This is a genomic window from Amycolatopsis sp. NPDC004378 (assembly GCF_053602455.1).
The window spans coordinates 23303-46950 of the sequence record NZ_JBSGDR010000036.1; the positions used below are offsets into that span (position 1 = coordinate 23303).

The window sequence follows — 23648 nt, forward strand, 5'->3', positions numbered from 1 at the left end:
AGCCGGGCCGTTCGGACTGACATCGGAGTGGCTGCTCCACGGCGGGCGGCCGATCGCCGACATGTTCGTTCTCTCTCACTCCGACCAGCTCGGCGAGCTGGAGCGGAACGTCCCCGAAGCCCTGCCGTCCGCGGTCGTCGCCGGTGACCCGTGCTTCGACCGGATCACCGCCAGCCTGCCGCTGCGCGACCGGTACCGCGCCGCGCTGGGCGTCGGGGACCGCACGCTGGTCCTCGTCACGTCGACCTGGTCGACGCGCTCCTTGCTCGGCGCTCGGCCGAACCTGCCCCGCGAGCTGGTGGCGGAGCTTTCGCCCGACTCGTTCGCCGTCGCGCTGGTGGTGCACCCGAACACCACTCACGGGCAGGGACCCGCGGCGGTGCGGCAGTGGTACGCCGACTGTCTGCGGTCGGGGATGCTGGTCCTGGACGAGGTCGACGGCTGGCGGGCCGGCCTGATCGCCGCCGACGTGGCCGTGGGCGACGTCGGCTCGGTCACCGGGTACCACGCGGCGCTCGGGAAGCCCACGGTGCTCGCCACCTTCGACGAAGTCCCGCCCGCCACCCCGATTTCAGCGCTCGGAGAACGGGCACCGCGGCTTCCGCCCTCCGGACCGTACCTGCCGAGCCTGCGATCCGCGTTGAAAACGCCCGCGGCCGAGCTGTTCGCTCCCGTCACGGAGCAGACGACTTCCATCCCCGGCGACTCCCTGCGGTTGCTGCGCAAGCACTTCTACACCTTGCTCGATCTTCCCGAGCCGACCGGCGAGGTGGCCGTGGCGGTCGTCCCCGCCGACCGGCTCGCCGCACAACCGCCCGCTCTGAGCGCGCATTTCGTGACGCACGAAGTGGACGCGGAGTCCGGGATCGTCCGCCTGTCACGACATGCAGCGGAGGTACGCCGCCTTCTTCCGGACAGCGCCGACGACCTGCACGTGAGCTGCGGCGTCGACCACCCGGTCCGGACGCTGCGGGCGGCGGCCGGTGTGCTGGTGTGCGGCCCGGACGACCCCGGCCCGGACCAGGACGACTGGCACCGCGGGGTGTTCGAGCGGCACCCGGCCTGTTCGGCGAGCGCGGTCGCCGGGTCGTCCTCGACGGAGGTCCGGTTCCGCGAAGGCACGGTCGTGACACTCAGCGCACCGTCGGTTCCGGCCGACGCTTTGGCATCGGTCCCCTACGCCTGGCACGCAGCCGGGCTCGGCGAACGCACGATGCCACCGCAGGTGACACTATTGCTGGGCGACCGTCGGCACCCGGTTTCGGTGACCTACGCCTGATCGCCGTTCCGCAGCTCCCGCGCGCGATCGCGAACGGCCCGCGCATCGGCCTGCCGCCCCAGTTCGTCGTACAGGCCTGCGAGCTTGTCGAGCGTCTCGGCGGATGATTCCGGCATGGCGACGCGCTCGTACAGGGCGGCGGACTCGAGCCAGTGTGCCTCGGCGCGGGACGCCTCGCCGACAAGCCGGAACAGCTCACCGAGGAAGACACCGCACCTGGCCAGGTTGGGCGCGTCCCGATCATTCATCGCGAAGAACCTCCGAGCCGCGAGCAGTTCACCTTCCACGCTGCCCAGCTCGTTCTCTTTGAGCGCCACACGACCGAAGTGCATGCGCAGCAATGCTTTCGCCCGCTCTTCGTGGACCGCGTCGTTCATGAGCGGGACAGCCGCGAGTGCTTCGGTGAAGGCAGCACGCGCCTCCGCGTACCTCCCGAGCGCCTCCAGACCGAGGCCCAGCCATTCCCACGCGCTGGCCAGACCCGGACCGTGCCCGCTCTCGATCGCGGCACGGGCGAACCGCACCACCTGTTCACCTTCGCCCAGTTGCTCGTGCAGTCCGGCGAGGTCGCGGTTCAACTGCCAGATCAGCGCCGGGTCGGAGGCCAGGTCGAGCGCTCGCCGGTACAGCTCGACGAGCTGACCGGACCGGCGCGTCTGGTAGGCGAACGAGTACAACGCCATGGGCACCACCCGGGCCAGCTCGGACCTGCCGATGTCAGCGCAGTTGCGCGCCGCGGCGACCAGGTTGGGCCATTCGTCGTCGAACTCCCGCGCCGCCTCCGCCGCGCCCGCCCCGGGGTAGGCGGGGCCGATGGCGGCATAGGACTCCGCGGCGGACTCCGGAATCGGCCGCGGCGCGTACGAAAGGTCCAGGGCGACGGCCCGCTCGGCAAGCCAGACGGTCGAGCTTTCCACGGTGTCCTGGGCTTCGACCGGGCCGTGCGCGAGGGCGATCGCGGCCGCGTGTTCGCGCACAAGGTGGTGAAACCGGTAACGCCGGGCACCGCGGTCCTCGACGAGGTACTTGGCCACGAGGCGGCCGACCCGACGTCGCGCGCCCCGCTCGGAGCAGCCGAGCACGGTGGCGGCGATCGCCGAACCGAAGTCCCCACCCGTCACCAGGCTCAGCACGCGGTAGTCGTGCTGCTCTTCGCCGGTGAGATCGTGGTAGATGGCGTCGAAGACAGCCGGCACCGAGACGTCGCCGTCCGTCTCGAGATCGGCGAGCGCGAGGGCGTCGACGAAGTCACGCGGATCGTCCTCCTCCGCGAGCCGCCCCGCACCGACCGCCAAGGCCAGCGGCAGGCCGGCGCACCGGGCCCAGAGGAGGTCGACGACGTCACCGGGCACGACGCCGGCGCCACCCGTAACGGCCCCGATCAGTTCGGTCGCGGCAGCGATGTCGAAGGCCGGCAGGTCGCAGCGGACGAACTGGTGCCGGAACGCCAGCGCGTCGAGCCTGCTCCTGCTCGTCACGATCACCGCCGCGTGCGCGACGTCGCCGAGGAGGCCGTCGAGCTGTTCGGTCGTCCTGACGTCGTCGACGACCACCAGCAGGCGTTTTCCGGCGAGTGCTCCGCGGGCCGCCGCGAGCCGGTCTTCGGGCACACCCGGCACCTCCCGCGAACCCAGCTGGGTGAGCAGCTGGCGGGCGAGGTCTTCCACGGGCACCATGCCCCGGGGATCGGAGCCGTGCGCGTCCAGGTAGAGGCCGCCATCGGGGTAGTCGTCGCGGAACAGGTACGCGAGGTGAACGGCCAGAGTCGTCTTGCCGATCCCGCGCGCGCCGGACAACTGGACCAGCGCGGGTCCGTCGCCGGCGAGGGCGTGCAGCTGGGCCGTGGTGGCACGCTCGATCTCGGCGGTGCGGTTGACGCACAACGGTTTTCTGGGCAGCGTCCACGGCTTCTCGGGCTGGTCGGTCACGCGGGCCCTCCCTCCAGGCGTGCGCCGACCTTATCGGGTCACGCCCACGCTGTGTGCCGGATCCGGCACACCCGGCGGTGGTCAAGCCGATCGGAGGATCTCGGTGACGGCTTCCTCGGCCGACGGCGCGGTGCCGACCACGGACCTGAGCCAGGCGGCCCGGTCCGCCCGAGAAGCCGCCTCCTCCACCTGTGCGAGCAACCGGCCAGCGGGCCCGGCGATGGCCCCGGCACCCAGCCGGACGAGCTGGGCCGCCGTGCGACGCTGCTCCCGGGTGCGGGGCGACACCACCATGGGCACGCCGGCCGCCGCGGCCTCCAGCACGGAGTTCATCCCACCGTGCGTGAGGAAAACCTCCGCACGGCCGAGCAGGTCCTGCTGCGGGATCCCGGGAAGGGCCAGCACGTTGCCCGGGAGGGGGCCCAGGGCGGCGGGCGGGGTGCGCCCGGTGGCGAGGACGACCTGCCAGCTCGTCCCACGGAAAACTTCGGCAAACGCGCGCAGACGCGCGGCCCCGTGGGAGAAGACAGTGCCGAAGGCGGCAACCAGCAGGCGGCGTCCGGTGAGGAGGTGGAACGGGAACCCCGCGTACGGCGTGGGCAGCGCACCGTGCAGCGGTCCGACGAAGCGGAACATCCGGTCACCGGGACACAGCTCTGGCAGGCCGTTGACAAGCCAGCTACCCGACGGGCGGCACGGTGGCGGAGTGGTCGTCGACAGGAAGACCCGGCGGGCCGCGGACAGCTCACGCAGCCATCGCGCGTGCGGGTCCACCACGGTCACCCGCGGCCGGGACGCTTCGATCGCGTGACGGTACGCATCGCGCACGTCGGCCGCGCTGCGCCGGCGCTCCGTGAACGCGTCGAGCCGGGGCACGAGATCACCGGGGCGCCAGCCCGGGGGCACCCGGGCGCCGGCGGCGGAGCCGGCGACGATCGGGAAGACACCGGCCGCGCGCACGACGTCGGCGTAACAGGCCGGGACGACCATCCTCGCGGGTATCCGCCGCCGGGCGAATTCGGCGGCGACACGAAGGAAGGGTGCGATGTGCCCCCGGGCCGGATAAGGCACGAGCAGTATTCCCACGAGAGCAGGATATCGGGCCCGCCACCCCGGTTTTCCGGATCACCCGTTCCGTAGTGGAATGGGCACATGTATCCGATGGCGAAGAGGCTCCTGGCCGCGACCGTGACGTTCGCGCTGCTGGCCGGAGCCGTATGGCTGCTGTTCTTCCCGGTCACCGAGCTGCTGGCCGCCCGCGAGGTAGCCGGGATGACGGACGTGAACCGCGCGGCCGCGCTCAGCACGTTACGGGGTCAGATCGGCACCCTCACCGGCGCGGCTTTCGTCGGCGGCGGTCTGTACTACACCGGCCGCAAATACTTCCTCGACAGGGACAAGCAGTTCACGGACCGGATCAACACCGCCGTCGAGCACCTGGGGTCGGCGGCGGAAACCGTCCGGGCGGGCGGCATCCGCGCGCTGGGCAGGATCCTCCAGGACTCGCCGCGCGACCGCGAGCTCGTGCTGCGAACGGTGACCGGATTTCTGCGCAAGCAGGCCGTCCGGCCCGAGGACGATCGGGACGACATCCTCGCGGCTCTCGCCGTCCTGCGTCACCGCGGCAAGCCCGCCCGGCGGGCGGACCGCGACGAAATCGACCTGCACGGTGTGTGCCTGGCCGGGCAGGATCTTCGCGGTATGCCGCTGGCGGACGCCGACTTGACCGAGGCGGACTTCACCGGGGCGCGGCTAGGCGGCGCCATCCTCGATCGGGTCAACGCCGGTCACACGACGTTCATCGGAGCGGATTTGACCGGGAGCGCGCTCACCGGAGCCGATCTTCGTGAGGCCCGCTTGGTCCGCGCTGTGCTCGGGGACGCGCGGCTGGACGGAGCCGACCTGACCGGGGCGAACCTCTCGGGAGCCGACCTGCAGTCCGCGCGTGGCCTGACCGACGGGCAGCTCACCGGAGCTCGGACGGATGACAAAACCTCGCTGCCGGAACCGCGAAGCTGACGACTCTGGCGCTCGCCCGGGTCCTCGCAGGACGGGGACCCGGACGACCGAGGGATCAGGTGGAGCGGTAAAGCTTACAGTTCACAGTGCGACCCTGGAAATAGTTGTGGACCTTTACCTGCGTGTTGCCGATGTTCGAGCTGTACCGCTCGTACGGCGTCTTGGCTCTGGTATCGGAAACGACCGCCGCACCCAAGTGACAGTAGATGAGGTCGATGTAGTCCGGTCGCCCGTCCGAATGCGTGCAGTTCACCCAGTGCCCGGTTTCGTTCGGGACATTGAATTCACCAGTCAGCCCGGGGCCTACCGTGGTCGTCTTCACGAGATCGGAACCGGCCGACGCCTCCGATGCCAAGGATAGACTTATCGCGGCCGAAGCCAGGAGAGCGACGGCGGCGGCGGTTTTCTCATGGTTTTTCCTCACTCATCCCGGAATGCTGATCTTTTATCGGACAAGAGAGCAGGTAACCACGTGACCGTAGGAATTATTGAACACTGTTGCGAACGAATTCCTGACATTGCCGGTACGCCGGTACGGAGTCGCGACATCGTCCTCGGTAGAAAAGATCGAGCCGTTGCGGCTGTACTTGACGTCAATCGTGGAAACACCGGACGAATGGGTGCACTTCAGCCCTATTCCCGACGTGTCGGGAATGATGATCGTCTTGGCGTCACGCGTGCCGACCACGGTGTCGTCACCCGGATTCGACGCCATCGCGGAACCCGGAAGGCTGACACCGATCGCGCTCGCGGCGAGCAGGACCGCGGTCGCCGCAACAATGTTTTTCATTTTTTTCCTCTCGCTTCGACAGAAACCCCCGTGCACCCGGAGGCCGGCTGGGTCTTCAAGCGGCTTCGGATGACACGGGGGCCCCTGGCCCGGCCGGCCGCCACTGGCCGACCCCTGGGCCACGAGCGGCCGACGACGTGTGTCAGCGCTGCGTACCGCTCGCGACCCTTCAACGCCACCGGCACCCCGGAAGGATCGGCCAACGGGCACCGGCGACGACGGGGAACGCGGTTCGCGTCCCAGGTGTTCTTTCGAACAAAATGATGTTAAATCGATGAAGAGCCTCACCGCAACTCTACGCACTGTCGGATCCGTGAACAGTTGACGCTTTCTCTTCTGATTTTCTTCACAACAACAGGAACAATGCTCGCACTGGTACCCGGCAAGGCAAGACCGGCGGAACCACCGCAGTCCGCGTCGTGGGCAGGGGCAGGGTCGTCGCTGTGCCGTGGGGAGCACCTCCCGGCGAAGCCCGAAGCCGACTGTTCACACGTGAGGGTTGGCAAGATGGCCCCTCCACGGGGGCATCGATGCCTCGTGGAGAACCCGACGACGGCTGCTCTCCGGCGAGGTCGCTCCAACCGCACCCACCCAGGCCGGTCGGCTCCACCAAGCAGATTCGCGGCCGGCAGGCCGTGAACATTCGTTTGCCGAGAGCGCTCAAGGAATTCGCGCCACTCCGCAGAGCGACAGGCGGTGCGCGGCCGACAGCGACAGCAGGCGGGGTCCGTCCGGCCACCACTGGTGCGGGTGCACGAGTCCCGGTTCGACCAGTTCCAGACCGTCGAAGTAGGCCATGATCCGCTCGGACGCACGGAAGCGGGTGTCGAGCCCGGCACCGGCCAAGGATCGCTGGACGGACTCCGCCTGCTGGGACGTCTTCGAGCCGTCGGCGGGATCGTGCATGTGCAGCAAGACGAGGTAGGAGCCCGGCACCACGGCATCGACGTAGGCGCGAACGATCCGTTCGGCCTCGTGGTCGTCGGCGATGTGGTGGATGATCGCACTCATGATCAGCCCCACCGGGCGGTCCAGGTCGAGACACGCCCGGATTACGTCGTCGGTCAAGGTACCGTCGACGTCACGAAGGTCGTGACCGGAGACCTGGATCCGTTCGTTGTCCATGAGCAAGGCCCGGCAATAGGCCTGCACGACCGGGTCGTTGTCGACGTAGACGACGTGGGCTTCCGGGTTGCAGCGCTGCGCCACCTCGTGGACGTTCGCCTCGGTGGGCAGACCCGACCCCAGGTCGAGGAACTGGTCGATACCGAACTGGTCGGTGAGCAAGCGGACGGCGCGGACGAGCCACTGACGGGCTTCCTTGGCCACGACGGTCGACTCGGGAGCGATCCGGAAAATGTCCTCAAGGACCGCACGGTCGGCTTCGTAGTGGTCGTGGCCACCCAGAAGGGCATGCGACACGCGGGCGACGCTCGGGCCATCGAAGTCGCGGCTGACCGGGGCGGAGAAAACCATTGAGGCCAATCTGTGAGTCGGAACCGGAGGCCCACAGCATAGGGCAAGGGTTCACTGGCCAACCGCGATCGGCCCAGGGCTACCACCGGACGTTCGAACCGGGTTACCGATTATCCCGTTCGGCGGAACAATCACGGTTCGGCCGAAGCGGCCGGACAAGAATGGGAACCACTGGGTGCCGCGCTCTCTACCCTTCCGGCATGACGAAAAACAGCGCATTCGCGAAGCTTTCGACCGTCAGCCTCTTGGCTACCGCCGCGTTCACCGCCCTCGTGCTCGCCGGAGCCGCCGAGCGGGGACCGGCCACTACCTCACCCCAGGTTTCCCCGGTGGGCTGGACCTGCTCGGCGGGCCACTGCAGCCTGCCGACCACCCGCACACGCTGACCCCGCGGCTCTCCGGCTATCCGGCTATCTGCACGAAAGGAACATCCCGATGACAACAAGCGAGCGGCTTCCAGCCAAGCTCGGCGTCGCCGCCGCAGTAGCGACGCTCTGTGTCCTTGCCACCGGCGAGGCTTCAGCCGCCACTGCTTACACGTTCGACAAGGCCATCTTCACGCAGACCACTTCCACAGCCGCCTGCCCGGGCTGGGTCGCGTACCCGGCCTACTGCCTGGACGTCTCGGTGACCGGCAAGGCTTCGAACGGTGCGACGATCACCTCCGCGGCCCAAGTCGCGTTGCAGTCCGACGGCACCCGGGCCGAGCGGCGCGGGACAATCGCCACCCCCACCGGCAGCATCCCCTTCAGCGCCGTCGGAACCTACAACCCTTCGGACGGCTCGGCCTACTACGAGTTCACCCGGGTGAACCCCGACGGCACGTTCGCCAGCATCGGGCTCACCGTCGATCCGCCGACCGCGAACGCGGCAACGGAGACCTGGAAGGGCAAGATCGGCACCCGCTGACCGGACGACGACTTCGCAAAGGATTTCTGTGAAAGCACAAAAAACGAAGAGGCGCTCGGCGACCGGACACAGGATCACCACGGCAATGATTCTGGCTACGGCGGTCGTCGCCGGCATCCTCAGCGGTCAGGCAACCGCGTCGGCAAACACGCTGCACGAGACCATCACAGGGTTCGGCAACACAACGACGGCCGCATGGACCGACTACATGACCAAGTCCGACAAATACTTCACGGATCGACGCAACCAGGGCTACACCTGCGAAGGCTACGCACCGACGTTACTCACCAACGGACCGTATATCGAGGTGAAAACGGGACTGGCATACAACTTCGTCTACCGATCCGACATATACTGCACTTACTAAAATCGATGATGAATCCCCTCGATCGAGCGGGCCCATGAGTGAGCTAGCCCGACCGAGGAGATTCAGCAACCTATCAATCCACTTACGAAACATAATAGAGGGTAAACCTGAAAGTGCCATCGTTGTTGTTTTTGCACTCCCAATCGTAGGACTTACCTGGATTCTTCGCCATCCAAGCGTCCCGCCGCTCGTCGGCATACTTCTGACATTTCGCACTGGACGGAAGACCGTTCTTTGTCTCCACCGAGAATCGGGCGGCCGATGCGATCCCCGAGAAACACAGAGACAACAAGCCAGCGAGAACGGAAGCCACCGCGACACGACGCATTACCATAGCTCTAAAACCTTTCTTCGACCGTAAGCGAACTTCTCGAAGAGGATAAAAGAAGTTTAAACGCCAGGTAGTCGACGCACGGCCACCGCACACAATGGCGCCGGACTTCTCCGCCGCGGCGCACAGTCTCCCTCGAACAGATCGCCGCTCACTACCTTCCGATCGAGACGACGATTGGAGGCCATGGTGGTGTTCGAAGGCGGTCGGGCCGGCTCGGACCTGCTCAGACGACGCCGGTTGATGCAACTGGGCGCCGGCGTGGCCGGCATGGCGGCGGCCGGGATAGCGACCGCGCCGACGGCCGCGGCCGCGGCCGCAACCACGCCAGGTGGCATCAACGGCTGGTTCGACGTCCGGGACCACGGTGCGACCGGGAACGGCACCACAGATGACAGCACCGCGATCCAGCAGGCCGTGCTGGCGGCCGAGAACGCGGGTGGCGGCATCGTGTGGCTGCCCCAGGGCCGCTATCGGCTCGCGAACGAGATCCGGCTGAACAAGAACAACGTGACCTTGCTCGGTAGCGGCCGCAACACACTGCTTTACCGCACCACGGCACAGGACGGCGTCATCACGATCGGCCACGCCTCGGACAACAACGAGTGCGTGGGCAACGCCGTCGTCGACCTCGCGATCGACCGCGCGGTCGCGCCGGACGGCGACTTCGACGGCAAGCCGTCATGGGGTGTGGCCGTCCGGCGAGCCCAGCAGACGACCCTGCGCGGCCTGCACATCCACAACGCCGGATACGGGATCGTCGCGGGCGTGCGCGGCGCCAGCGGAATCTCCTGCCAGTGGACGAGCATCAGCGGCTGCTGGTTCCGCGGCCGCAACAGCCCGTTGCTGGGCAACAGCGTCTTCCCCGGCGCCTGCCTGTGGTTCTGGGAGTGCGCGGACCAGCGCGTCCACGACGTCTTCTGCGAACCGTCCAACATCGGCATCATGATGACCGAGAACTCGAACGGGATCACGATCAGCGACTCGTCGGTCCTCAACGGAGCCGAGTTCCAGTACGGCATCGTCGGCAACGGCACCGGTTTCTGCCGGATGATCGAATCATGCGTTCTGGAAAACGCGCGCCAGCAACAGGTCTACATCGCCGGCAGCAGCTGGAGCACCACGATCGCGAACTCCTGGATCGGCGCCGGCGACGGCGCGTCCGCACGAAAGGGTGTGCTCATCGAGCGCGGCACCCACGACATCACCGTCACCGGCACGCGGATCGGGGACCAGCGCAGCTCCGCGATCGCCTCCTACGGAGACCGGGTGTCGATCACCGGGAACACGTTCATGAACAACACCGGCAACGGCGACTACAGCCAGCCGACCGTCCACATCGGAGGTGGATCGGGTGTCGTGCTGAGCGGCAACATCTTCCGCACCGGGGTTCCGGGGCGCACCGAAGTGAAGATCAGCGGTTCCCGCGATGTCCTGGTCACCGGAAACGTCGCACCGCAAACCGGTCAGCTGGGCTGCTCCGCCACCGAGAGCAACACGAACGTGGTGTTGGCGAACAACATCTTCTGATCCAAAGCCCCGCGCTATTTCTGGTCGCCGCGGCTTATGCGCTCACCCGTGCCGCGCAGCCGGATGTGACGCGGAAGTCCGCGACGCGATGGCTCGTGCTCTCGGCCATTTTCGCCGGCTGCGGTTTCAACACCAAAATGCTGGCCTAGATCGTCATCCTGACCCTCGGCTTGACCTATCTCCCGGGGTCCTGGGCAGGCCGGCCGTGACGTCTCGGGGACTTGGGACTGGCGGCGCTTGCCCTGGCCGCGTACTCCTTCTGATGGGTGGCCGCTGTCGACCTGTGGCCCGACGAAAAGCCGCATATCGGCCGCATCACCGACGGCACAGCGCTGGATCTCCTGCTCGCCTACGACGGCCTCGGCCACATCTCGGGCAACGAGATGGGCGAGAACGCGGGTAGCCTGAAGAACATGGACTCGTGGTCCCGGCCGTGACCGGGCGGTGGACGTCGTGGTCGATCGCCACGACGGCCGGGCCGGAGCCCGCCGACATGAGCCTGCCCGCCGCCGGACCGGAACAGCAGACCGGACCCGCCGGAGGCACACTACCCGTGTTACCCGAAGTGTCCGCTCACGTCGCGGCCAGCCTGCAGGAGATGATGGGGACAAGCGGCCCTAACGGCAACTGTACCAACGGCGGAAAACTGTCCGGCGAACGGAAACGAATGCTCGACTACGCCGTGGCCAATTCGGGAGGTGCGCGCATCAAGCTGGCCGTGGACGGCGGCGCTCAACTGGCGTCGAACTTCATTGTCAACGGCGACGAAACGGTCATCGGCATGGGAGGTTTCATGGGGACCGACCTGGCACCGAGTCTCAGCGATCTCGAGAAGTGGACGAAATCCGGTGAACTCCGCTTTGTCGCCGCATCAGGAAACGGTGGCCCGGGAGGAATTCCTGCGCTACCGGGGCTGCCCGGTTCTCAAGGCGGGCTGCCCGAGCTCGCCATGGGGAATTCGGCGGTCGCGATCGATCGCGGCAAGTGGCTCGAGGACAACTGCACGAAGGTGGACGAGACCCGCTATGGCGGTCGAAGCACCAACGGACAGGCCGCGGCCACGGCGAACAGTCTCTCGCTGTACGACTGCGCACCACGCCACTGAATCGGATTCTTTGATCGGACGCCCCTGACGGCGATGTCGTGCGGGTGTCGCAACACCCGCGCCCGGTCGGTATACCTTTGTAGCCTGATGTAGTCGGCAAGGAGTTCCGGTCGGCAGATCGGAACTCCTTGGGCACTTCCCCGAAAGGGATCACTCGGATGAATGCAGAAACGTGGCCGGGCCCCGCCGCCGATGGTGACTCGCCCGTGGTGACCTGATCCATGGCCGGCACACCTGGTCGCGGAGCAGCGGCCATCAGCGCGGCGAACTTTCCGGTTCCCCACCGGGCGCAGCGGAGCATCGACCCGCCCGAGCGGCTGCGGCTCGCCGCGGCCGCCCAGCGGCAGGCACAGATCGCCGACGCGGTACGGGCCAGGCTGGCCGCAGCCTGGGCCGGGCAGGAGACCCGGGCGGGAAGAGTCGCACTGCTGCACGAAATCCACGCCGAGCTGGTGGAGTGGCGCTACGAGCAGGCGCTGACGTTTCCACGGCTCGGCGCGACAGTGCTGTTGGACGCGCAGCGGTTCCGCACCAGCCTGCGCGAGAGCGGCCCGCTCTACACCCGGCTCGGACCTTCCGGACGGCTGCGCGCCGGCGCGGTGTGGGATCCGGATGCCCGCGCCTACATCGGTGGAAGGCCGACGCCGGCCTCCAGGATCATGGTCGCCTACGGGCAGGCCGCCTCGAGGCGGTTCACCGCCGGAGACGTTCTGGTCAACCGGATCGTGCTGCCTGGCGGCCGGGTCGTCACGGGGAACCGGCTCGTGCGCGGAGGCGCAGCCGGCCAGGTCACCGCGGAGCTGGCGGCCGGCGCCCGAGCACGCGGCGGCGCCGCTCGGGTAGAGACCAACGGGAACCCGATCTACGTCGTCACCGCCGAACCCGATCAGTGCGATGTGCTGTTCGAGGCAGGGCTCGGCCTGCTCGCCGACGCCTGGAACCTGGACGTCGCCAGCCGCGTGACGGCGTGGCAGCACGCGCGTTACCTCCTCTTCCAGGGGCCTCAGGTCGCCGGGGGCTCGGACGTGGTGACGCGAGTGCTGCTCGTGGCGGCCGGCGCGATGCTGCTGCCGGTGGCGCCCGTGCTCGAACACGACGTCGACCTGCGCTGCCTGGTCCTGGGCCAGCAGGCCGTGCTGGGCGAGGTCGGCGGACTCGGCTGGTCCCCTTCCTCACCGGGGACACCGGGGGCCCAGGCGGAGGTCCAGTAGCGGGACGGCTGCCCGGCTTGCACCAAGAATTTTCACTCGACTCGATGCCACCGCCGGCAGCCGACCGTGGAGCGGCGGCCTGTTCACCCGCAGCCGGTCCACCGTTTTGGTGCCCACCGTCCACTCGGGTCGATCGTGAGACGTGCGCGTCGGCAAGCACCTACAACCGGCGCCGGCCCCTCGCGGCCGCGCCGCCTGCCTACCTTCTTAAGCGAGAGAACGTCCCGGTCTCGGGGCGACGGACTGCCGTATCCGATCCTCGACGGACACCGGTCACCTTCGTCACCACTGACGTCATCGCGATCCGCCAGGTCAACGCCCGGGCCAGGACGATCATCCGCCCTCCTGCCGCCGATAGATCCGCTGCGCGGATCCGACCCGACAGAGGTGCACGTCCACCACGACCACATACACAACTTCCGCACACCGTCCGAGCCGGCCCGAGCTGCCCTCGACTGGGATCGACCACCACGCTCCAAGGACTTCGTTTCCGATGCGTGGCAGTCCCGCTGGGATCGCTGAGAGGCGCGCTGCCCCGAGTAGTGTGCAAATGTACAGGGGAAATCGATCCTGGCAGCGCCGAGACGTGCTAGAACTGATACATCAATTCCTCGCACCATTTCAGGAAAATCCAGATCAAGTGCATGAAGAAACGAGCAAAATGGGAAAAGGAAAAATTGCAGGTGCAATGCTGCTGGCTGCGACCACTTTGGTTCTCAGCGCACCAGAGGCCTCGGCAGGCGGCAGCGTCTCCGCTCAAGGCTGCTCCGGGACTGTCACCACGTGGCGAAGCGCCGCCGAGTCGGGATTGACCAGCTTCAACGTGCGTACGTCCGTAGAATGCGGTTTCGGCCGGGAAGCCGCCTTGCGCCTCGGAGTCGACTGCGACACGGGGAGCTCGCCACGTTTCAGCTTCCGCGACGGGAACGGCGCCACCACCACGTCGGGAACTGTCGGCTGGCCGATGGTGCCCACCTCGCACTGCAGCGGGCGAGTCATGGTCGGCTACTGGAATCCCCAAGCAGGCGACTTCGTGTGGGGACAGCCGGCCTACTTCGAGATCTGAACGACCAGCTCCGGTCGATCAAGAGCGATGATGCGAATGCTCGTCGCTGAAACCAAGAGAAGGGATTTCACCGTGATCAAGTTGTCTGCCGCGATCGGTGCCGCCGTTGCCGGACTGACCATCCTGGCCGCGCCCGCGGCCGATGCTCACGAGACCAGCATCTGCGCCCAGTACGAGACCGTGCCGGCGGGGTACATCGTGTGGTCGATCGAGGCCAATGCGAGGAGCTGCGGTGGCACTCATCGGCTGAACATCAAAAACGACATTCGCCGCGAGGACGCGATGTGTGAGGGCTACAACCCCGTGCCGAGTGGTTACCGGATCGTCAGCGTCGAGGCAGGCGTCTCCTTCTGCGCTTATCGAAACCAGTTCCAGATCTCCAACCGCAACTCCTGATCACGTCACGCGCCGCGCATCACAGCGCCCTCGAAGGGCCTCAGCGAAGGCCACTTCGAGGGCGCTCCGTTCGCCGGCCGCCGCGTTTGATGGCGCCGTCCACCCGGTCGTCGAGGACTCCTGCGGTCAGGTTGTGGCGGCGAGCAGAGTGAACCCGGTACCGAGCACAAGGCAGAGCTCTACCCGGTTCACCCAGGAAAGGGGCACCAGCCGTCGCAGAAACGCCTCGTGATCCGCACTCAGCGGCTCGGCGTCGCGCAGAATGCGCACGTAGCCGGGTGCGCTCACCGCGGCGCCGAGGACGGCCGTCGCGAGATAGAGCGCGAGTGGAATCCACACGTGCGGATCTGCGAACGAGGTGCCGGTGCGGGCCGCGAGAGCAGCGCCGGATGCCGCCGCGACGACGCCTACGGGCACGTAGAACCGCGGAATGATCCACAACAGCCGGCGGAGGTATGCGAACGTTTCGGCGCTGTCGTGGTCGTGGTCGAGGAGACGTGCGAGAAGGACTTGTCCGCTGACCGCGCCGCCTACCCAGAGCACCAGCGAGGCACCGAGGGCGAGTACGAGGACCTGGTCGACGGTGATGCCGACTGCCCAGCCGGTGGCGGTTGCGAGTGCGAGGGCCGCGACGCCGACGAGGGCAACTGCTCGCAACTGGCCGGCTGTGCGCACGGCGGGCGAGAACGGGTTGACCATGGGGGTACCTCCGAGACGCGGCAAAAACCGCTCAAGGTGAAGGTACGGTGCCCGGGTATCGGGTCCTGCGCTCCAGCGTTGGTCCACAACTATAGCGCGCCGGCTCCCGTCCGTGGGACAGGCACAATCGTCCAGGTCGCCCACGCTGAACCGGCGAGCCGACTGCATGGGACATCGTCCATCACCTACTTCGCTGTACGCCGACGTGTCACGGCTCGCTGGATCTCCAGGCCCGCATACGCCAAGAGCAGGAACAACGCGGCGATGACGAGGCAGTTCACCGCTACAGCCAGTCCGCCATTCGCATCGACGTCCACGAACGGATAGGGGTAGAAGCCCGTGAGTTCGCCGCGGACGAGCGTGAGACCGAGCCAGGTCAGCGGATACACGAGCGCCCAGCCGATCGTCCACCAGCCCGGCAGCCTGGCCTGCGGGGTCAGCAGCCATCCGACAGCGAACGCGATCGGGACGACCTTGTGCACGATGATGTCCGCGAACAGTGTCAAGCCGTGTATGTCGTAGAGCCCGGACAAGGCGACCTGATAGACGACGCCCGTCACGATGATCGCGATGAAGCCGTCCAGCCAGGCGACGGAAAACACCTTCGACGCGGAAAGGCCGCGGGCGGCGACGAGCAGACTCAGGACCATCACCAGCAGGTTCGAGTCGATGGTGAAGTAGCTGATCATGTTCGCGACGCGGGCGCCAGGTGTGAGAAAGGGCCCTCCGCGTCCCGTAGCGGTCGTGAAGATCTCGAGCACGAGTCCGCAGAACGACACCACGAAGAGCGCCGCGTAAAACCGTCTGACCGGCAAGGCGGTGTCGGAGAACTTGCGGGCGAAGGTCACGGCATCGGTCCTTGACTTTGTGGCGGCGTTCCATTCAGCGGCTTTTCGGATCCGTGGCCGATGCCGGCCGACAGCCTGGGAACACCGACCGGGATCGGCAACCCGACAGAGATGGCCGGGAACGTTCCCGGATAGCCGGGAAAATTATTGGCGGTCTCGGGTGAGACGTCAAGACCGGGGTTGAACTCCGGCACCGAATGAGGGTGAACGAGACGTTGGCCGTGAGAGTTGTTCAGGAATGTCGACCCAAGTCATGGACATACCTCTCTGCTGAGCCCTTGGCGAGCCACGACGTGGGCCGGCCCGGAGCACGGGTGGACGGAACATCCGCCTTCAGTCGGTCGCGACCTGACTTAGAGTGATCGGCATGGCGGTCGATGACGATCCGGAAAGCTCTTCGGAGGTGCTCCCACCGAACAGTGACCGCCCGTTCTTGACGCTGCTGGCCGCAGCGGATCTTGCCGACAGCACGTCACGTCTACCGGAGGCGATCGCCGCCGCGGCGGCGATCGCCGGTCACCAGCGGTTGCTCCTCGACGCTCTGACCGCCGATGCCGCTGCGGTCCGAGACCTCGACCCAGGCGGTCGGCTGGCCGCCGCACTGCGAGCGTCCGTGACCGTGCACGAGGACTTCGCGCGTTACTGGGGACGGCCGCCGCACCTCGAACTCGACACCGCGGGCCGGCTCGTGCTCAGCGATGACCTCAACCGACTGCTGAGGCATCAGCGGGCCATACGCGCCACCGGCGTTTACGGTCCCCTCAACACGGGCAGCGAGCTTTGAGACCGCGCCGCTCGTCGTTCTGGGTTTCGAGCACTCGGCTGGGGTGACTCCGGGTATACGGTCGGAGACCGGGAAACTCGGACTGCAGATCCCCGGCCTCACCTGGCCGAACGGGGCGTCCGCGCTGGTCGCCGACCTGGCCGCCGTCGTCCGCACCGCCGATCAGGCGGGCTTCGACTCCATCGCCGTGATGGACCACTTCTTCCAGATCGGCGGCGTCGGTCCCGTCGAAAACGACATGCTCGAGGCGTACACCACCCTCGGCTTCATCGCGGCGCACACCGAACGCGCCAAGCTGCTCACCGTCGTCCTCTACCGCCACCCCGGCCTGCTCACGAAGGCGATCACAACACTGGACGTGCTGTCCGGCGGCCGCGCGATCCTCGGCGTCGGCGCGGGCCGGAACGAGGAGGAGCCGAAGGGCCTGGGCTTCCCGTTCCCGTCCGTTTCCGATCGGTTCGAGCTGCTGGAGGAGAACTTCCAGTACGTGCTGCAGATGTGGACCGAGGGTGACTCGCAGTTCAAGAGCAAGCACTTCGACGCAGAGCGGTTGCTGAATGTCCCGCAGGCGCTTTCGGACCCGCGCCCGCCGATCGTGATCGGCGGCAGTGGCGAGAAGGCCCCCCGCGCTGCTGGCCGAGCTGGAGCGGCTGTACGGGCTCGGCATCCACGTCGCGCACGGCATGGTGCCGCACGTCCACCACCCGGCGGTGCTCGAGAAGTTCGGCACCGACATCATCCCGGCCGCGGAGAAGATCGGATGAGCCTGCCGGCTTCGGCCGGTCAACGAAGTCGGTCTGCTTCGGCGGGTTGACCGCCGCGGCGACGTCGGCGAGGGTTTTCGCGTCGACCAGCCCGGTGTCCTCCAAGACCGTCATGTGGTCGAGCACCGTCTGGTTCGCCTGCGTCGCGTGCCTCCGGATGACGTCGTTCTGGGTGCCGGCGCGGACTTCCGCGATGGTCGCGAAGATCTTGCCGTGCGAGGCGCGCAGCAGGTTCACGAATCCCACAACCCGGCCTGGCGGACCTTGACCAGGAACGTCTTGTCCAGCTCGGTGACCGGGCCGGCGCCCGCGACGCTCTCGGCCTCCGCGGCTTCGGCGGCCGAGTCCAGCTGCATCCCGGTCATGCTCTGGCCGTAGGCCAGGACTTGCGCCTGGGTCTCGCCCGGCTGCTGGGCGTTGGCCCTCACCACCACGACCGAACCCACACCGACCAGGGCGAGGGTGGCCACGACGACCAGCACTGTCCGAATCTTGGCCCGCCCCACCAGGCCACGATGATCCGGCATCGTCCCACCTTCTGGCGACAGGTACCCGCACGAAGGGATACGGCTGCCGGCACGCGGAGGTTCAACGAAATTCCTTGGCGTCAGCCTCTTTTGCGATCGAGGGCGAAGATCGAGTCGTCAAGCTGCGGTGGATAGGGGCCGTAGGCGTTGTCGCGCGCTCCTCGAGTACGCAGCGCCGGGATGGCGAACAACCAGCGAAGGAACGCCGGAGGCGCTGCGCCTCGCCCGCTGGCACGGGCACGAGCGGATTGGCGCTCGACGCGGACCTGCTGGTCCTGCACCTTGACGATGGCCGGCAGACGGTCGCGCTGGATCGCAGCCAGGTCGGCAGGTCCGGGGACGCCGTCGTGGAAAGCAGGGACGAGGCGGTTGGCCGCCGCAACCGCGTCCTGGATCGCCATGAGAATCCCGTTGCCGCCGACCGGCGAAATGACGTGCGCCGCGTCCCCGATCAACAGCAGGCCCGGCCGGTGCCAGGTATCGACCCGGGAGATGTCGACGGACAACAGGGTCGTCTGCGAAAAGTCCGTGAGCAGGTCGGCTCGGTCGGCCAGCCAAGGCACGTGGTGTCGGACGAAGTTCCGGATCGGCTCGACGCCGTTGTCGCGTAGCTTGGCGTAGCTGCCCTTCTCGATGCTGTAGCCGACTTGCCAGTCCTTCACGCCGCCGAGAACGCCGACGTAGCTGTCTTCGCCGTAGTACAGGTCGAGATCGGCGTCCGGCGGATCGTGCGGACCGCGCGGCAGGCGGAACCACAGGATGTCCGTGGTCGCACCTAGTGATCTCGCCGGAAGCCCGGCCAGCCGCCGGATCGTGGAGAACCGGCCGTCGGAGCCCACGACCAGCGAGGCGGAGAGCTCGCCGGATCGGTGGCGGACTCCCGTGACGACTCCCGAGGGATCCGTGACCAGTTCGGTCACTCTCGATCCCATCTCGAGCGAGAAACTGGGAAGTTCCGCGGAACGCCGAGCCAGGTAGTCCAGGAAACGGACCTGCGGCATCAGCGCGATGTAGTTGTACGGCGTGTCGAGCTTGTCGTAGCCCGCTGCGCTGAACGTGGCTTTGGGAGTATGGAAGCGAAACGACGTCGCCTTGAAGTGGTCCAGTTCGAGGAGACCCTCGACCAGATCCAGCCGGTCGAGCAGCTCGAGGGTGTAGGGGTGCAACGAATCGCCCCGGAAGTCCCGGTCGAAGTCCGACCGGGACTCCAGGACGGTCACCTCGATCCCGGCCCTGGCCAGCAGGTAGCCCAGCACCATTCCACCGGGGCCACCGCCCGCGACGACGACATCGCGGACCTGGACGGTCACGGCAGTTCCAGCAGTTCGAAGACCGCCATCTCCGGCACGTGCCGCGCGATTTCGGTCTCGTCGGCGTCCTGCGTCACCGGGAAGGCCTGGATCGCCCACGGCACCTTCATCGAACGCAAGTACTGGGCGACCGCGCCGGCGGCTTCCAGACCTTCGACGGCTTGGGCGCGGCGCTCGACCCGTGTCACTCCGTCAAGAACGGCACACGCGGGGTCGGCCAGCAGGTTCACCACCCAGTCCCGCGTGCGTACCGGTGACACGAGATACCAGCGGGTCTCGCGTTGGACGACGGCCAGGGGGATTCGCCGGATCAGTCCGCTGTTCCGGCCCCGAGTTTCGAGAACTCGCAATGCGTATCCGCCGTCGGTCATCGGCTCTCCCGGCTTGGCGAGCAGCTTGATGACCATGTCGGTGTTGATCGCGCGCACGTCCACGGGTCACGCTCCTTTCGCTAGACAATCTAGCAAAAATAGCTAGCTTGTCTAGCGAAATGATAAGATCGGCCGGTGTCCGACCACCACGATGACGCCGACCGGATCAGCAGAGGGCTGCGTGACCTGCTGGCCGAGGCCGCGCCTGCCCAGCACGCGCTGGCGGCGCATCTGGGCATCGGCGCCACCGACGCCCATGCCTTGCAGCACCTCGCGGGGGCGCCACACCCGGCGGGAACCGTCGAGCTGGGAAACGTGCTGGGCATCCGGTCGGCGTCGGCCGCCGCCCTCGTGGACCGGCTCGAAGCCACCGGCCACCTGCGCCGGCAACCTCACCCGACGGATGGCCGCCGTGTGACACTCCACGTCACCGATTCGGCCGAGCGGCAGGTGCGCGAGGCCCTGATTCCTCTCCTGCGCGGCATTTTCACTCTGGTGGAACACATGACCAACGAGGAGGCAGCCACGGTGGCAACGTTCCTGGAGAACGCGGTCCGCCTGTTGCGCGAGTACACCGCGGGCGACCACTGGACATCGGAGGCATGAACGCGACGCTTTGCGCCAGCACGGCAACGGCTGTCGACTTGGTCGCCGAGACCGCTGACGACCGTCAACTGCCCAGTGAGTGACCGCGCCATGGCGCCGCCGTCCGCCTGTCGAAAGCTTCGACAGGACAGAGACGTCGCTGACGCGAAGCAAGAACTCCACGGCCCGAGGCCGCTCAACTCGGTGGGCATCGGCAGCCTGAAATGGCTGGCAGCAGACCTGCGCGGCCGCGAATGGAAGCCAACGGACCAGACTCAGACAGTCAACAAGGTCGAAGCCGATTCCGAAGTCGCCGAGGCCCCGGGCGTCATGGTCGGCTCCCCCGTATATGAGCGTGCGCGGATCGTGAAGGACGCTGAAAAGCCCACGCACACGCTGACCAGCTACTACTGAACAGCCGACGTCGAAGGCACGCGTCTCATCGACCCGACGCCCGGTCCGGCCGGCCGGGGTGGCGGCTTCCTTGTCTTGACGCTCCAGGGCCTGGAGCCCGACACCATGACCGGGATATTCTACTCACGGATATCAACTCCCGACGAGGTCGGTCAGCTTGGGCTGTCGCTGGAGACGCTGCGGAGATACTGCGTCGTGGCGCACGCTTGGCCACCCGAAAAGCGAGCCCTGGCCGAATCGTGGACCATCCACGAGATCTTTGCCCGCAACCCGACCGGTTCCGCTTCCACAAGATCAAAAGTCCGCCGGAGGGGTTCGCTCATTGGACACCCAACGAGGCACAACGAATATACGCTCGCAAACCGGATCATCCGGTCACCACTTAGGAGCGCGTCGAGCGCGTGAATGAGCTGTTGCCGAGTGACGACGACGCTGCGGCGGCTGTCACGACGATTCTGCGGAAGCGCGAGGTTGCCCAGCAGGTCGTGGGCCGCGTGCAAACCAGGCATGTGCTGCATCGCGCCGAGCTGTCGCACTACGAACAACGGCGTGAGCAGGAACGACAGGCACCCGCGGCGCCGACAGCGAGCCGGTCCGTGGGGCAACGGCCGACCGAGGCGCAGCGGGAAATCCTCGAACTGTTAGGGATCTGCACCTCCTTCTACACACAGACGCAGCGCGCAGTCCCACGGCCGCACGTCGTGGACCACGACACGACGGCCAAAACACCGTTCTCGACAGCATCGCGCGTGTCCGCGCCGCCGCCGACTGGCGCGAGACCGTGACCACTACCGGCGACACCTCGATGGATGAGGCACTCGCCCGGCTGCTGGAAGGTGATGCATGATGACCGCGCACGATCCCGTGTCCAGATTCCTCGCCGCAGAAAAGGTGTGGAACGCCGTCGCTGCCGCCGGCGAGAACGGCATCACCGAACAGGAGGTGATCGTCCAGACCGGGTTGAGCCGCAGCCAGTTCGAGAACGGGAAATCGCACATCCGGGACTGTGCCGCCAAAGACATGGGCCAGAGCTTCCATTATGGTGGCGACGTCTACGTCGCCACCATCGAACCTGGCCGGTGTGCGCTCGGCCTGATCATCAGGCTCAGCTCCGTCGACACTCAGCTCAAGCGAACCTACGACTCGATTTGCGCTCCACTCGGCGAATCCGCAGACAGCCATCCGACCGTGAAATACCTGCGGGATCAGCTCGTGGCCATGCGCGGAAACCTCACCATGGCACGAGACCTCGGATTCCTTCCCCATTCGCCGAAACTGCGCGCCAACTCGGGCCACGCGACGTAGCCCCACAGAGCGGCCCGCAGAGTCGACTCGCCGGTCAGCTTCCGACTTGGATATCATCGGGACTGTTCCAAGATCACGGGATAGACCCCCTGTTGGCTGCTGTGCGCGTTGGTCCCGTTATGGTGCCCGCAAATGGTGGTGCAGGGCGTCGAGTCGGTCGTCCCAGGTGTGGGCGAGTGCGGCGAGAAACTGCTGGGCGAGTTGGACGGGTGCCGAGCGTAGCCGGTAGCGGACGCGGCGGCGCTCGCCGTGCTCGGCCGTGACCAGGCCGGCCGCGGCCATGAGCGCGAGATGCTTGGCGATGGCCTGGCGGCTGATCGGTAGCCGAGCGGCGAGATCGGTCGCGGTGGACGGGCCGTCGGTGGCGAGGGCGGCGAGTATGGAGCGGCGAGTCGGGTCTGCCAGCGCGACGAAAACCTGCTCGGCAACGGCCTCGATGTCAGCTGCCATCGACGTGTTCTGTCAGCTCGGCCAGCTCTCGTGACCAGCCCTCACGGTGGGATTCGTAGGTCTCGCGCCGGGTGTCGACGGGAAGCTGGGCGAAGCCGGTCTCGACGACGCGTAGCAGGGTGCCGTCGCCGTCGGGTTCGAGGGTGAACTCCACGTAGGTGCGGCGGGGATCGTCCTGTGGCAGGTCGGGCAGTCGCCAGGTGTAGGCGAACACGGTGGGTCGCTCGACACGCTCGACGCGCATGTTGATCGTCATACCGCCTGCGAAGGTGATCGTGGCTGCGCCGCCGGGGCGCAGGTCGATAGTTGCGCGCTCGCCGAACCATGCGCTGAGACCGTCGGCCGTGGTGAGCGCCCGCCACACGTCATTGGGCGCGCGGGTCAGGGTCACAGTGCGCTCGATGCGGTCGGGGAACGTCATGACGTCGTCCTTCGGGCAGCGACTACGGATATGTTCAGACAATGGTTGCAGACCCGGGGACCGGCCGCTCGGGCCGGGCTGGTCCCCGGGGAAACGACTAGGCGTCAGTTGTTCTCTTCGGCGGCGCGGCGGGCGAGGTCTCGTGGGCTGCGGTTGGGAGCGCCGGGACCGCCTTCGGCCAGCTCGCGCAAGCTGGTGCCGACGAAGTGATCCCAGCTGCGGCTGCACATGTCCTTGCACTCGAGCTCGTCGGTCAGGCCGCGGTGTTCGAAGGTGAGTTCGCAGGAGCCCTCGTTGACCGGCGCGATGGTGAATGTCGGCTGGGTGCCCACCCAGTCCTCCATGAAGGTGCACTCGGTCACCGTCCAGCGGACGGTTGTCGGGCGGGTCGTTTCGACGACACGGATGAGGAGCGGTGGCTGATCAGCCACCATGGGGAAGCGCAGCTCGCCACCGGTCAAGCCGGAACCGGTCACGGGACTCCACCAGGCGGTGAGCCTCTCGGGCGTCGTGAGGGCGTCGTATACGACGTCTGCCGGGGCATGGACACGGACGGTGGTGCGGTAGTCGGTGCTGGTCGACATGGGATCTCCTTGGATCGAGGCAGATTGTCGCAACCTTACGATTGCTACACTATGGCAATCAATGGGTTGCGTCAAGAGGAGCAGGGCGAAGTGGCCCCAGTCGAGGGACAGGGGCTTGCCTGTCGACAAGTCGGCAGCGATGTCGTAGTCGCTGTCATAGCTGAGATCGAACAGCCCGC

At 67.0% G+C, this 23648-nt stretch carries 31 protein-coding genes and 1 pseudogene; 18 read left to right on the forward strand and 14 right to left on the reverse strand.

Going from position 1 to position 23648, the window contains the following annotated elements; all coding sequences use genetic code 11:
• Positions 1-1279 (forward strand): annotated as a pseudogene (locus ACWEN0_RS46860) (hypothetical protein); the annotation flags it as partial.
• Here ACWEN0_RS46860 and ACWEN0_RS46865 read toward each other — a convergent pair.
• Positions 1270-3207, reverse strand: a complete 1938-nt coding sequence (locus ACWEN0_RS46865) for an NB-ARC domain-containing protein (protein ID WP_451988120.1) — start codon at positions 3205-3207, stop codon at positions 1270-1272. The pseudogene ACWEN0_RS46860 and the gene ACWEN0_RS46865 overlap by 10 nt on opposite strands.
• Positions 3208-3288: 81 nt before the next feature.
• Complete coding sequence (locus ACWEN0_RS46870) at positions 3289-4293, reverse strand: glycosyltransferase (protein WP_451988122.1); 1005 nt, start codon at positions 4291-4293, stop codon at positions 3289-3291.
• Between the two features lie 75 nt (positions 4294-4368).
• On the opposite strand from ACWEN0_RS46870, the gene ACWEN0_RS46875 reads away from it, so the two are divergent.
• Entirely contained in the window at positions 4369-5226 is an 858-nt protein-coding gene (locus ACWEN0_RS46875; RefSeq protein ID WP_451988124.1) for a pentapeptide repeat-containing protein, read from the forward strand.
• A 55-nt stretch (positions 5227-5281) separates the two neighbouring features.
• On the opposite strand, the gene ACWEN0_RS46880 is transcribed toward ACWEN0_RS46875, so the two are convergent.
• From ACWEN0_RS46880 to ACWEN0_RS46890, 3 genes are all read right to left on the reverse strand, one after another.
• The gene (locus ACWEN0_RS46880; protein WP_451988126.1) at positions 5282-5650 is read right to left on the reverse strand and encodes a hypothetical protein; all 369 of its coding nucleotides are present in this window, start codon (positions 5648-5650) and stop codon (positions 5282-5284) included.
• A gap of 21 nt (positions 5651-5671) precedes the next feature.
• Positions 5672-6016, reverse strand: a complete 345-nt coding sequence (locus tag ACWEN0_RS46885; RefSeq protein WP_451988128.1) for a hypothetical protein — start codon at positions 6014-6016, stop codon at positions 5672-5674.
• Between the two features lie 660 nt (positions 6017-6676).
• A complete protein-coding gene (locus ACWEN0_RS46890; protein ID WP_451988130.1) occupies positions 6677-7492 on the reverse strand; it encodes an SAM-dependent methyltransferase in 816 nt (271 codons plus the stop codon).
• Positions 7493-7692: 200 nt separating this feature from the next.
• On the opposite strand from ACWEN0_RS46890, the gene ACWEN0_RS46895 reads away from it, so the two are divergent.
• The 9 genes from ACWEN0_RS46895 to ACWEN0_RS46935 all read left to right on the forward strand — a co-directional run bounded on the left by ACWEN0_RS46895 (position 7693) and on the right by ACWEN0_RS46935 (position 14407).
• Positions 7693-7878 (forward strand): hypothetical protein, encoded by a 186-nt coding sequence (locus ACWEN0_RS46895; protein WP_451988132.1) that lies wholly within the window; start codon positions 7693-7695, stop codon positions 7876-7878.
• Positions 7879-7927: 49 nt separating this feature from the next.
• A complete protein-coding gene (locus tag ACWEN0_RS46900; RefSeq protein ID WP_451988134.1) occupies positions 7928-8401 on the forward strand; it encodes a hypothetical protein in 474 nt (157 codons plus the stop codon).
• Between the two features lie 28 nt (positions 8402-8429).
• The gene (locus tag ACWEN0_RS46905; RefSeq protein ID WP_451988136.1) at positions 8430-8768 is read left to right on the forward strand and encodes a hypothetical protein; all 339 of its coding nucleotides are present in this window, start codon (positions 8430-8432) and stop codon (positions 8766-8768) included.
• A 517-nt stretch (positions 8769-9285) separates the two neighbouring features.
• The gene (locus tag ACWEN0_RS46910; protein WP_451988138.1) at positions 9286-10629 is read left to right on the forward strand and encodes a glycosyl hydrolase family 28-related protein; all 1344 of its coding nucleotides are present in this window, start codon (positions 9286-9288) and stop codon (positions 10627-10629) included.
• A 266-nt stretch (positions 10630-10895) separates the two neighbouring features.
• Entirely contained in the window at positions 10896-11066 is a 171-nt protein-coding gene (locus tag ACWEN0_RS46915; protein WP_451988140.1) for a hypothetical protein, read from the forward strand.
• Positions 11051-11734 (forward strand): hypothetical protein, encoded by a 684-nt coding sequence (locus ACWEN0_RS46920; protein ID WP_451988142.1) that lies wholly within the window; start codon positions 11051-11053, stop codon positions 11732-11734. The genes ACWEN0_RS46915 and ACWEN0_RS46920 overlap by 16 nt, the downstream gene beginning before the upstream one ends.
• Positions 11735-11955: 221 nt before the next feature.
• Positions 11956-12945 carry a hypothetical protein gene (locus tag ACWEN0_RS46925; protein ID WP_451988144.1) on the forward strand — a complete coding sequence of 330 codons (990 nt, stop codon included), beginning with the start codon at positions 11956-11958 and terminating at the stop codon, positions 12943-12945.
• A 640-nt stretch (positions 12946-13585) separates the two neighbouring features.
• On the forward strand, positions 13586-14011 hold the full coding sequence (locus ACWEN0_RS46930; RefSeq protein WP_451988146.1) for a hypothetical protein: 426 nt from the start codon (positions 13586-13588) through the stop codon (positions 14009-14011).
• Positions 14012-14041: 30 nt separating this feature from the next.
• Entirely contained in the window at positions 14042-14407 is a 366-nt protein-coding gene (locus ACWEN0_RS46935; protein ID WP_451988148.1) for a hypothetical protein, read from the forward strand.
• A 126-nt stretch (positions 14408-14533) separates the two neighbouring features.
• On the opposite strand, the gene ACWEN0_RS46940 is transcribed toward ACWEN0_RS46935, so the two are convergent.
• From ACWEN0_RS46940 to ACWEN0_RS46950, 3 genes are all read right to left on the reverse strand, one after another.
• Positions 14534-15106, reverse strand: coding sequence for a hypothetical protein (locus tag ACWEN0_RS46940; RefSeq protein ID WP_451988150.1), 573 nt, complete (start codon positions 15104-15106; stop codon positions 14534-14536).
• A 185-nt stretch (positions 15107-15291) separates the two neighbouring features.
• Positions 15292-15954, reverse strand: coding sequence for a Pr6Pr family membrane protein (locus ACWEN0_RS46945; protein WP_451988152.1), 663 nt, complete (start codon positions 15952-15954; stop codon positions 15292-15294).
• A complete protein-coding gene (locus tag ACWEN0_RS46950) occupies positions 15951-16148 on the reverse strand; it encodes a hypothetical protein (protein ID WP_451988154.1) in 198 nt (65 codons plus the stop codon). The genes ACWEN0_RS46945 and ACWEN0_RS46950 overlap by 4 nt, the downstream gene beginning before the upstream one ends.
• 173 nt (positions 16149-16321) lie before the next feature.
• Between ACWEN0_RS46950 and ACWEN0_RS46955 the strand changes: the two genes are divergently transcribed.
• Both ACWEN0_RS46955 and ACWEN0_RS46960 read left to right on the forward strand, forming a co-directional pair.
• Positions 16322-16738: a hypothetical protein gene (locus ACWEN0_RS46955; RefSeq protein WP_451988156.1), complete on the forward strand. Its 417-nt coding sequence runs from the start codon at positions 16322-16324 to the stop codon at positions 16736-16738.
• A gap of 43 nt (positions 16739-16781) precedes the next feature.
• A complete protein-coding gene (locus ACWEN0_RS46960; RefSeq protein ID WP_451988158.1) occupies positions 16782-17552 on the forward strand; it encodes an LLM class flavin-dependent oxidoreductase in 771 nt (256 codons plus the stop codon).
• A gap of 183 nt (positions 17553-17735) precedes the next feature.
• On the opposite strand, the gene ACWEN0_RS46965 is transcribed toward ACWEN0_RS46960, so the two are convergent.
• The 3 genes from ACWEN0_RS46965 to ACWEN0_RS46975 form a co-directional block, all read right to left on the reverse strand.
• Positions 17736-18029, reverse strand: coding sequence for a hypothetical protein (locus ACWEN0_RS46965; protein WP_451988160.1), 294 nt, complete (start codon positions 18027-18029; stop codon positions 17736-17738).
• Positions 18030-18109: 80 nt separating this feature from the next.
• On the reverse strand, positions 18110-19288 hold the full coding sequence (locus ACWEN0_RS46970) for an FAD-dependent oxidoreductase (RefSeq protein ID WP_451988200.1): 1179 nt from the start codon (positions 19286-19288) through the stop codon (positions 18110-18112).
• 47 nt (positions 19289-19335) lie between these two features.
• A complete protein-coding gene (locus ACWEN0_RS46975) occupies positions 19336-19773 on the reverse strand; it encodes a nitroreductase/quinone reductase family protein (RefSeq protein ID WP_451988162.1) in 438 nt (145 codons plus the stop codon).
• Between the two features lie 72 nt (positions 19774-19845).
• On the opposite strand from ACWEN0_RS46975, the gene ACWEN0_RS46980 reads away from it, so the two are divergent.
• The 5 genes from ACWEN0_RS46980 to ACWEN0_RS47000 all read left to right on the forward strand — a co-directional run bounded on the left by ACWEN0_RS46980 (position 19846) and on the right by ACWEN0_RS47000 (position 22014).
• The gene (locus ACWEN0_RS46980) at positions 19846-20316 is read left to right on the forward strand and encodes a MarR family winged helix-turn-helix transcriptional regulator (RefSeq protein ID WP_451988164.1); all 471 of its coding nucleotides are present in this window, start codon (positions 19846-19848) and stop codon (positions 20314-20316) included.
• 183 nt (positions 20317-20499) lie between these two features.
• Positions 20500-20709, forward strand: coding sequence for a hypothetical protein (locus tag ACWEN0_RS46985; protein ID WP_451988166.1), 210 nt, complete (start codon positions 20500-20502; stop codon positions 20707-20709).
• 401 nt (positions 20710-21110) lie between these two features.
• Positions 21111-21494: a DUF6192 family protein gene (locus tag ACWEN0_RS46990; RefSeq protein ID WP_451988168.1), complete on the forward strand. Its 384-nt coding sequence runs from the start codon at positions 21111-21113 to the stop codon at positions 21492-21494.
• Positions 21452-21556: a DUF6192 family protein gene (locus ACWEN0_RS46995; protein ID WP_451988202.1), complete on the forward strand. Its 105-nt coding sequence runs from the start codon at positions 21452-21454 to the stop codon at positions 21554-21556. Before ACWEN0_RS46990 ends, ACWEN0_RS46995 begins: the two co-directional genes overlap by 43 nt.
• On the forward strand, positions 21556-22014 hold the full coding sequence (locus tag ACWEN0_RS47000; RefSeq protein WP_451988170.1) for a hypothetical protein: 459 nt from the start codon (positions 21556-21558) through the stop codon (positions 22012-22014). The genes ACWEN0_RS46995 and ACWEN0_RS47000 overlap by 1 nt, the downstream gene beginning before the upstream one ends.
• 117 nt (positions 22015-22131) lie before the next feature.
• Here the strand turns inward: ACWEN0_RS47000 and ACWEN0_RS47005 are convergent, their stop codons facing one another.
• The 3 genes from ACWEN0_RS47005 to ACWEN0_RS47015 all read right to left on the reverse strand — a co-directional run bounded on the left by ACWEN0_RS47005 (position 22132) and on the right by ACWEN0_RS47015 (position 23469).
• Complete coding sequence (locus ACWEN0_RS47005; protein ID WP_451988172.1) at positions 22132-22464, reverse strand: ArsR/SmtB family transcription factor; 333 nt, start codon at positions 22462-22464, stop codon at positions 22132-22134.
• Positions 22454-22885, reverse strand: a complete 432-nt coding sequence (locus ACWEN0_RS47010; RefSeq protein ID WP_451988174.1) for an SRPBCC domain-containing protein — start codon at positions 22883-22885, stop codon at positions 22454-22456. Before ACWEN0_RS47010 ends, ACWEN0_RS47005 begins: the two co-directional genes overlap by 11 nt.
• A 104-nt stretch (positions 22886-22989) precedes the next feature.
• The gene (locus ACWEN0_RS47015) at positions 22990-23469 is read right to left on the reverse strand and encodes an SRPBCC family protein (protein WP_451988176.1); all 480 of its coding nucleotides are present in this window, start codon (positions 23467-23469) and stop codon (positions 22990-22992) included.
• Positions 23470-23648: the final 179 nt, after the last annotated feature.

What these genes read in the sequence shown, in the direction of transcription:
- ACWEN0_RS46940 (WP_451988150.1), bottom strand. Translation starts at nt 15,106, where the DNA reads ATGGTCAACCCGTTCTCGCCCGCCGTGCGCACAGCCGGCCAGTTGCGA.
- ACWEN0_RS46965 (WP_451988160.1), bottom strand. Translation starts at nt 18,029, where the DNA reads ATGCCGGATCATCGTGGCCTGGTGGGGCGGGCCAAGATTCGGACAGTG.
- ACWEN0_RS47010 (WP_451988174.1), bottom strand. Translation starts at nt 22,885, where the DNA reads ATGACGTTCCCCGACCGCATCGAGCGCACTGTGACCCTGACCCGCGCG.
- ACWEN0_RS46970 (WP_451988200.1), bottom strand. Translation starts at nt 19,288, where the DNA reads ATGGTGCTGGGCTACCTGCTGGCCAGGGCCGGGATCGAGGTGACCGTC.
- ACWEN0_RS47005 (WP_451988172.1), bottom strand. Translation starts at nt 22,464, where the DNA reads ATGGCAGCTGACATCGAGGCCGTTGCCGAGCAGGTTTTCGTCGCGCTG.
- ACWEN0_RS46900 (WP_451988134.1), top strand. Translation starts at nt 7,928, where the DNA reads ATGACAACAAGCGAGCGGCTTCCAGCCAAGCTCGGCGTCGCCGCCGCA.
- ACWEN0_RS46895 (WP_451988132.1), top strand. Translation starts at nt 7,693, where the DNA reads ATGACGAAAAACAGCGCATTCGCGAAGCTTTCGACCGTCAGCCTCTTG.
- ACWEN0_RS46925 (WP_451988144.1), top strand. Translation starts at nt 11,956, where the DNA reads ATGGCCGGCACACCTGGTCGCGGAGCAGCGGCCATCAGCGCGGCGAAC.
- ACWEN0_RS47015 (WP_451988176.1), bottom strand. Translation starts at nt 23,469, where the DNA reads ATGTCGACCAGCACCGACTACCGCACCACCGTCCGTGTCCATGCCCCG.
- ACWEN0_RS46885 (WP_451988128.1), bottom strand. Translation starts at nt 6,016, where the DNA reads ATGAAAAACATTGTTGCGGCGACCGCGGTCCTGCTCGCCGCGAGCGCG.
- ACWEN0_RS47000 (WP_451988170.1), top strand. Translation starts at nt 21,556, where the DNA reads ATGACCGCGCACGATCCCGTGTCCAGATTCCTCGCCGCAGAAAAGGTG.
- ACWEN0_RS46875 (WP_451988124.1), top strand. Translation starts at nt 4,369, where the DNA reads ATGGCGAAGAGGCTCCTGGCCGCGACCGTGACGTTCGCGCTGCTGGCC.
- ACWEN0_RS46955 (WP_451988156.1), top strand. Translation starts at nt 16,322, where the DNA reads ATGGCGGTCGATGACGATCCGGAAAGCTCTTCGGAGGTGCTCCCACCG.
- ACWEN0_RS46910 (WP_451988138.1), top strand. Translation starts at nt 9,286, where the DNA reads ATGGTGGTGTTCGAAGGCGGTCGGGCCGGCTCGGACCTGCTCAGACGA.
- ACWEN0_RS46935 (WP_451988148.1), top strand. Translation starts at nt 14,042, where the DNA reads ATGCGAATGCTCGTCGCTGAAACCAAGAGAAGGGATTTCACCGTGATC.
- ACWEN0_RS46890 (WP_451988130.1), bottom strand. Translation starts at nt 7,492, where the DNA reads ATGGTTTTCTCCGCCCCGGTCAGCCGCGACTTCGATGGCCCGAGCGTC.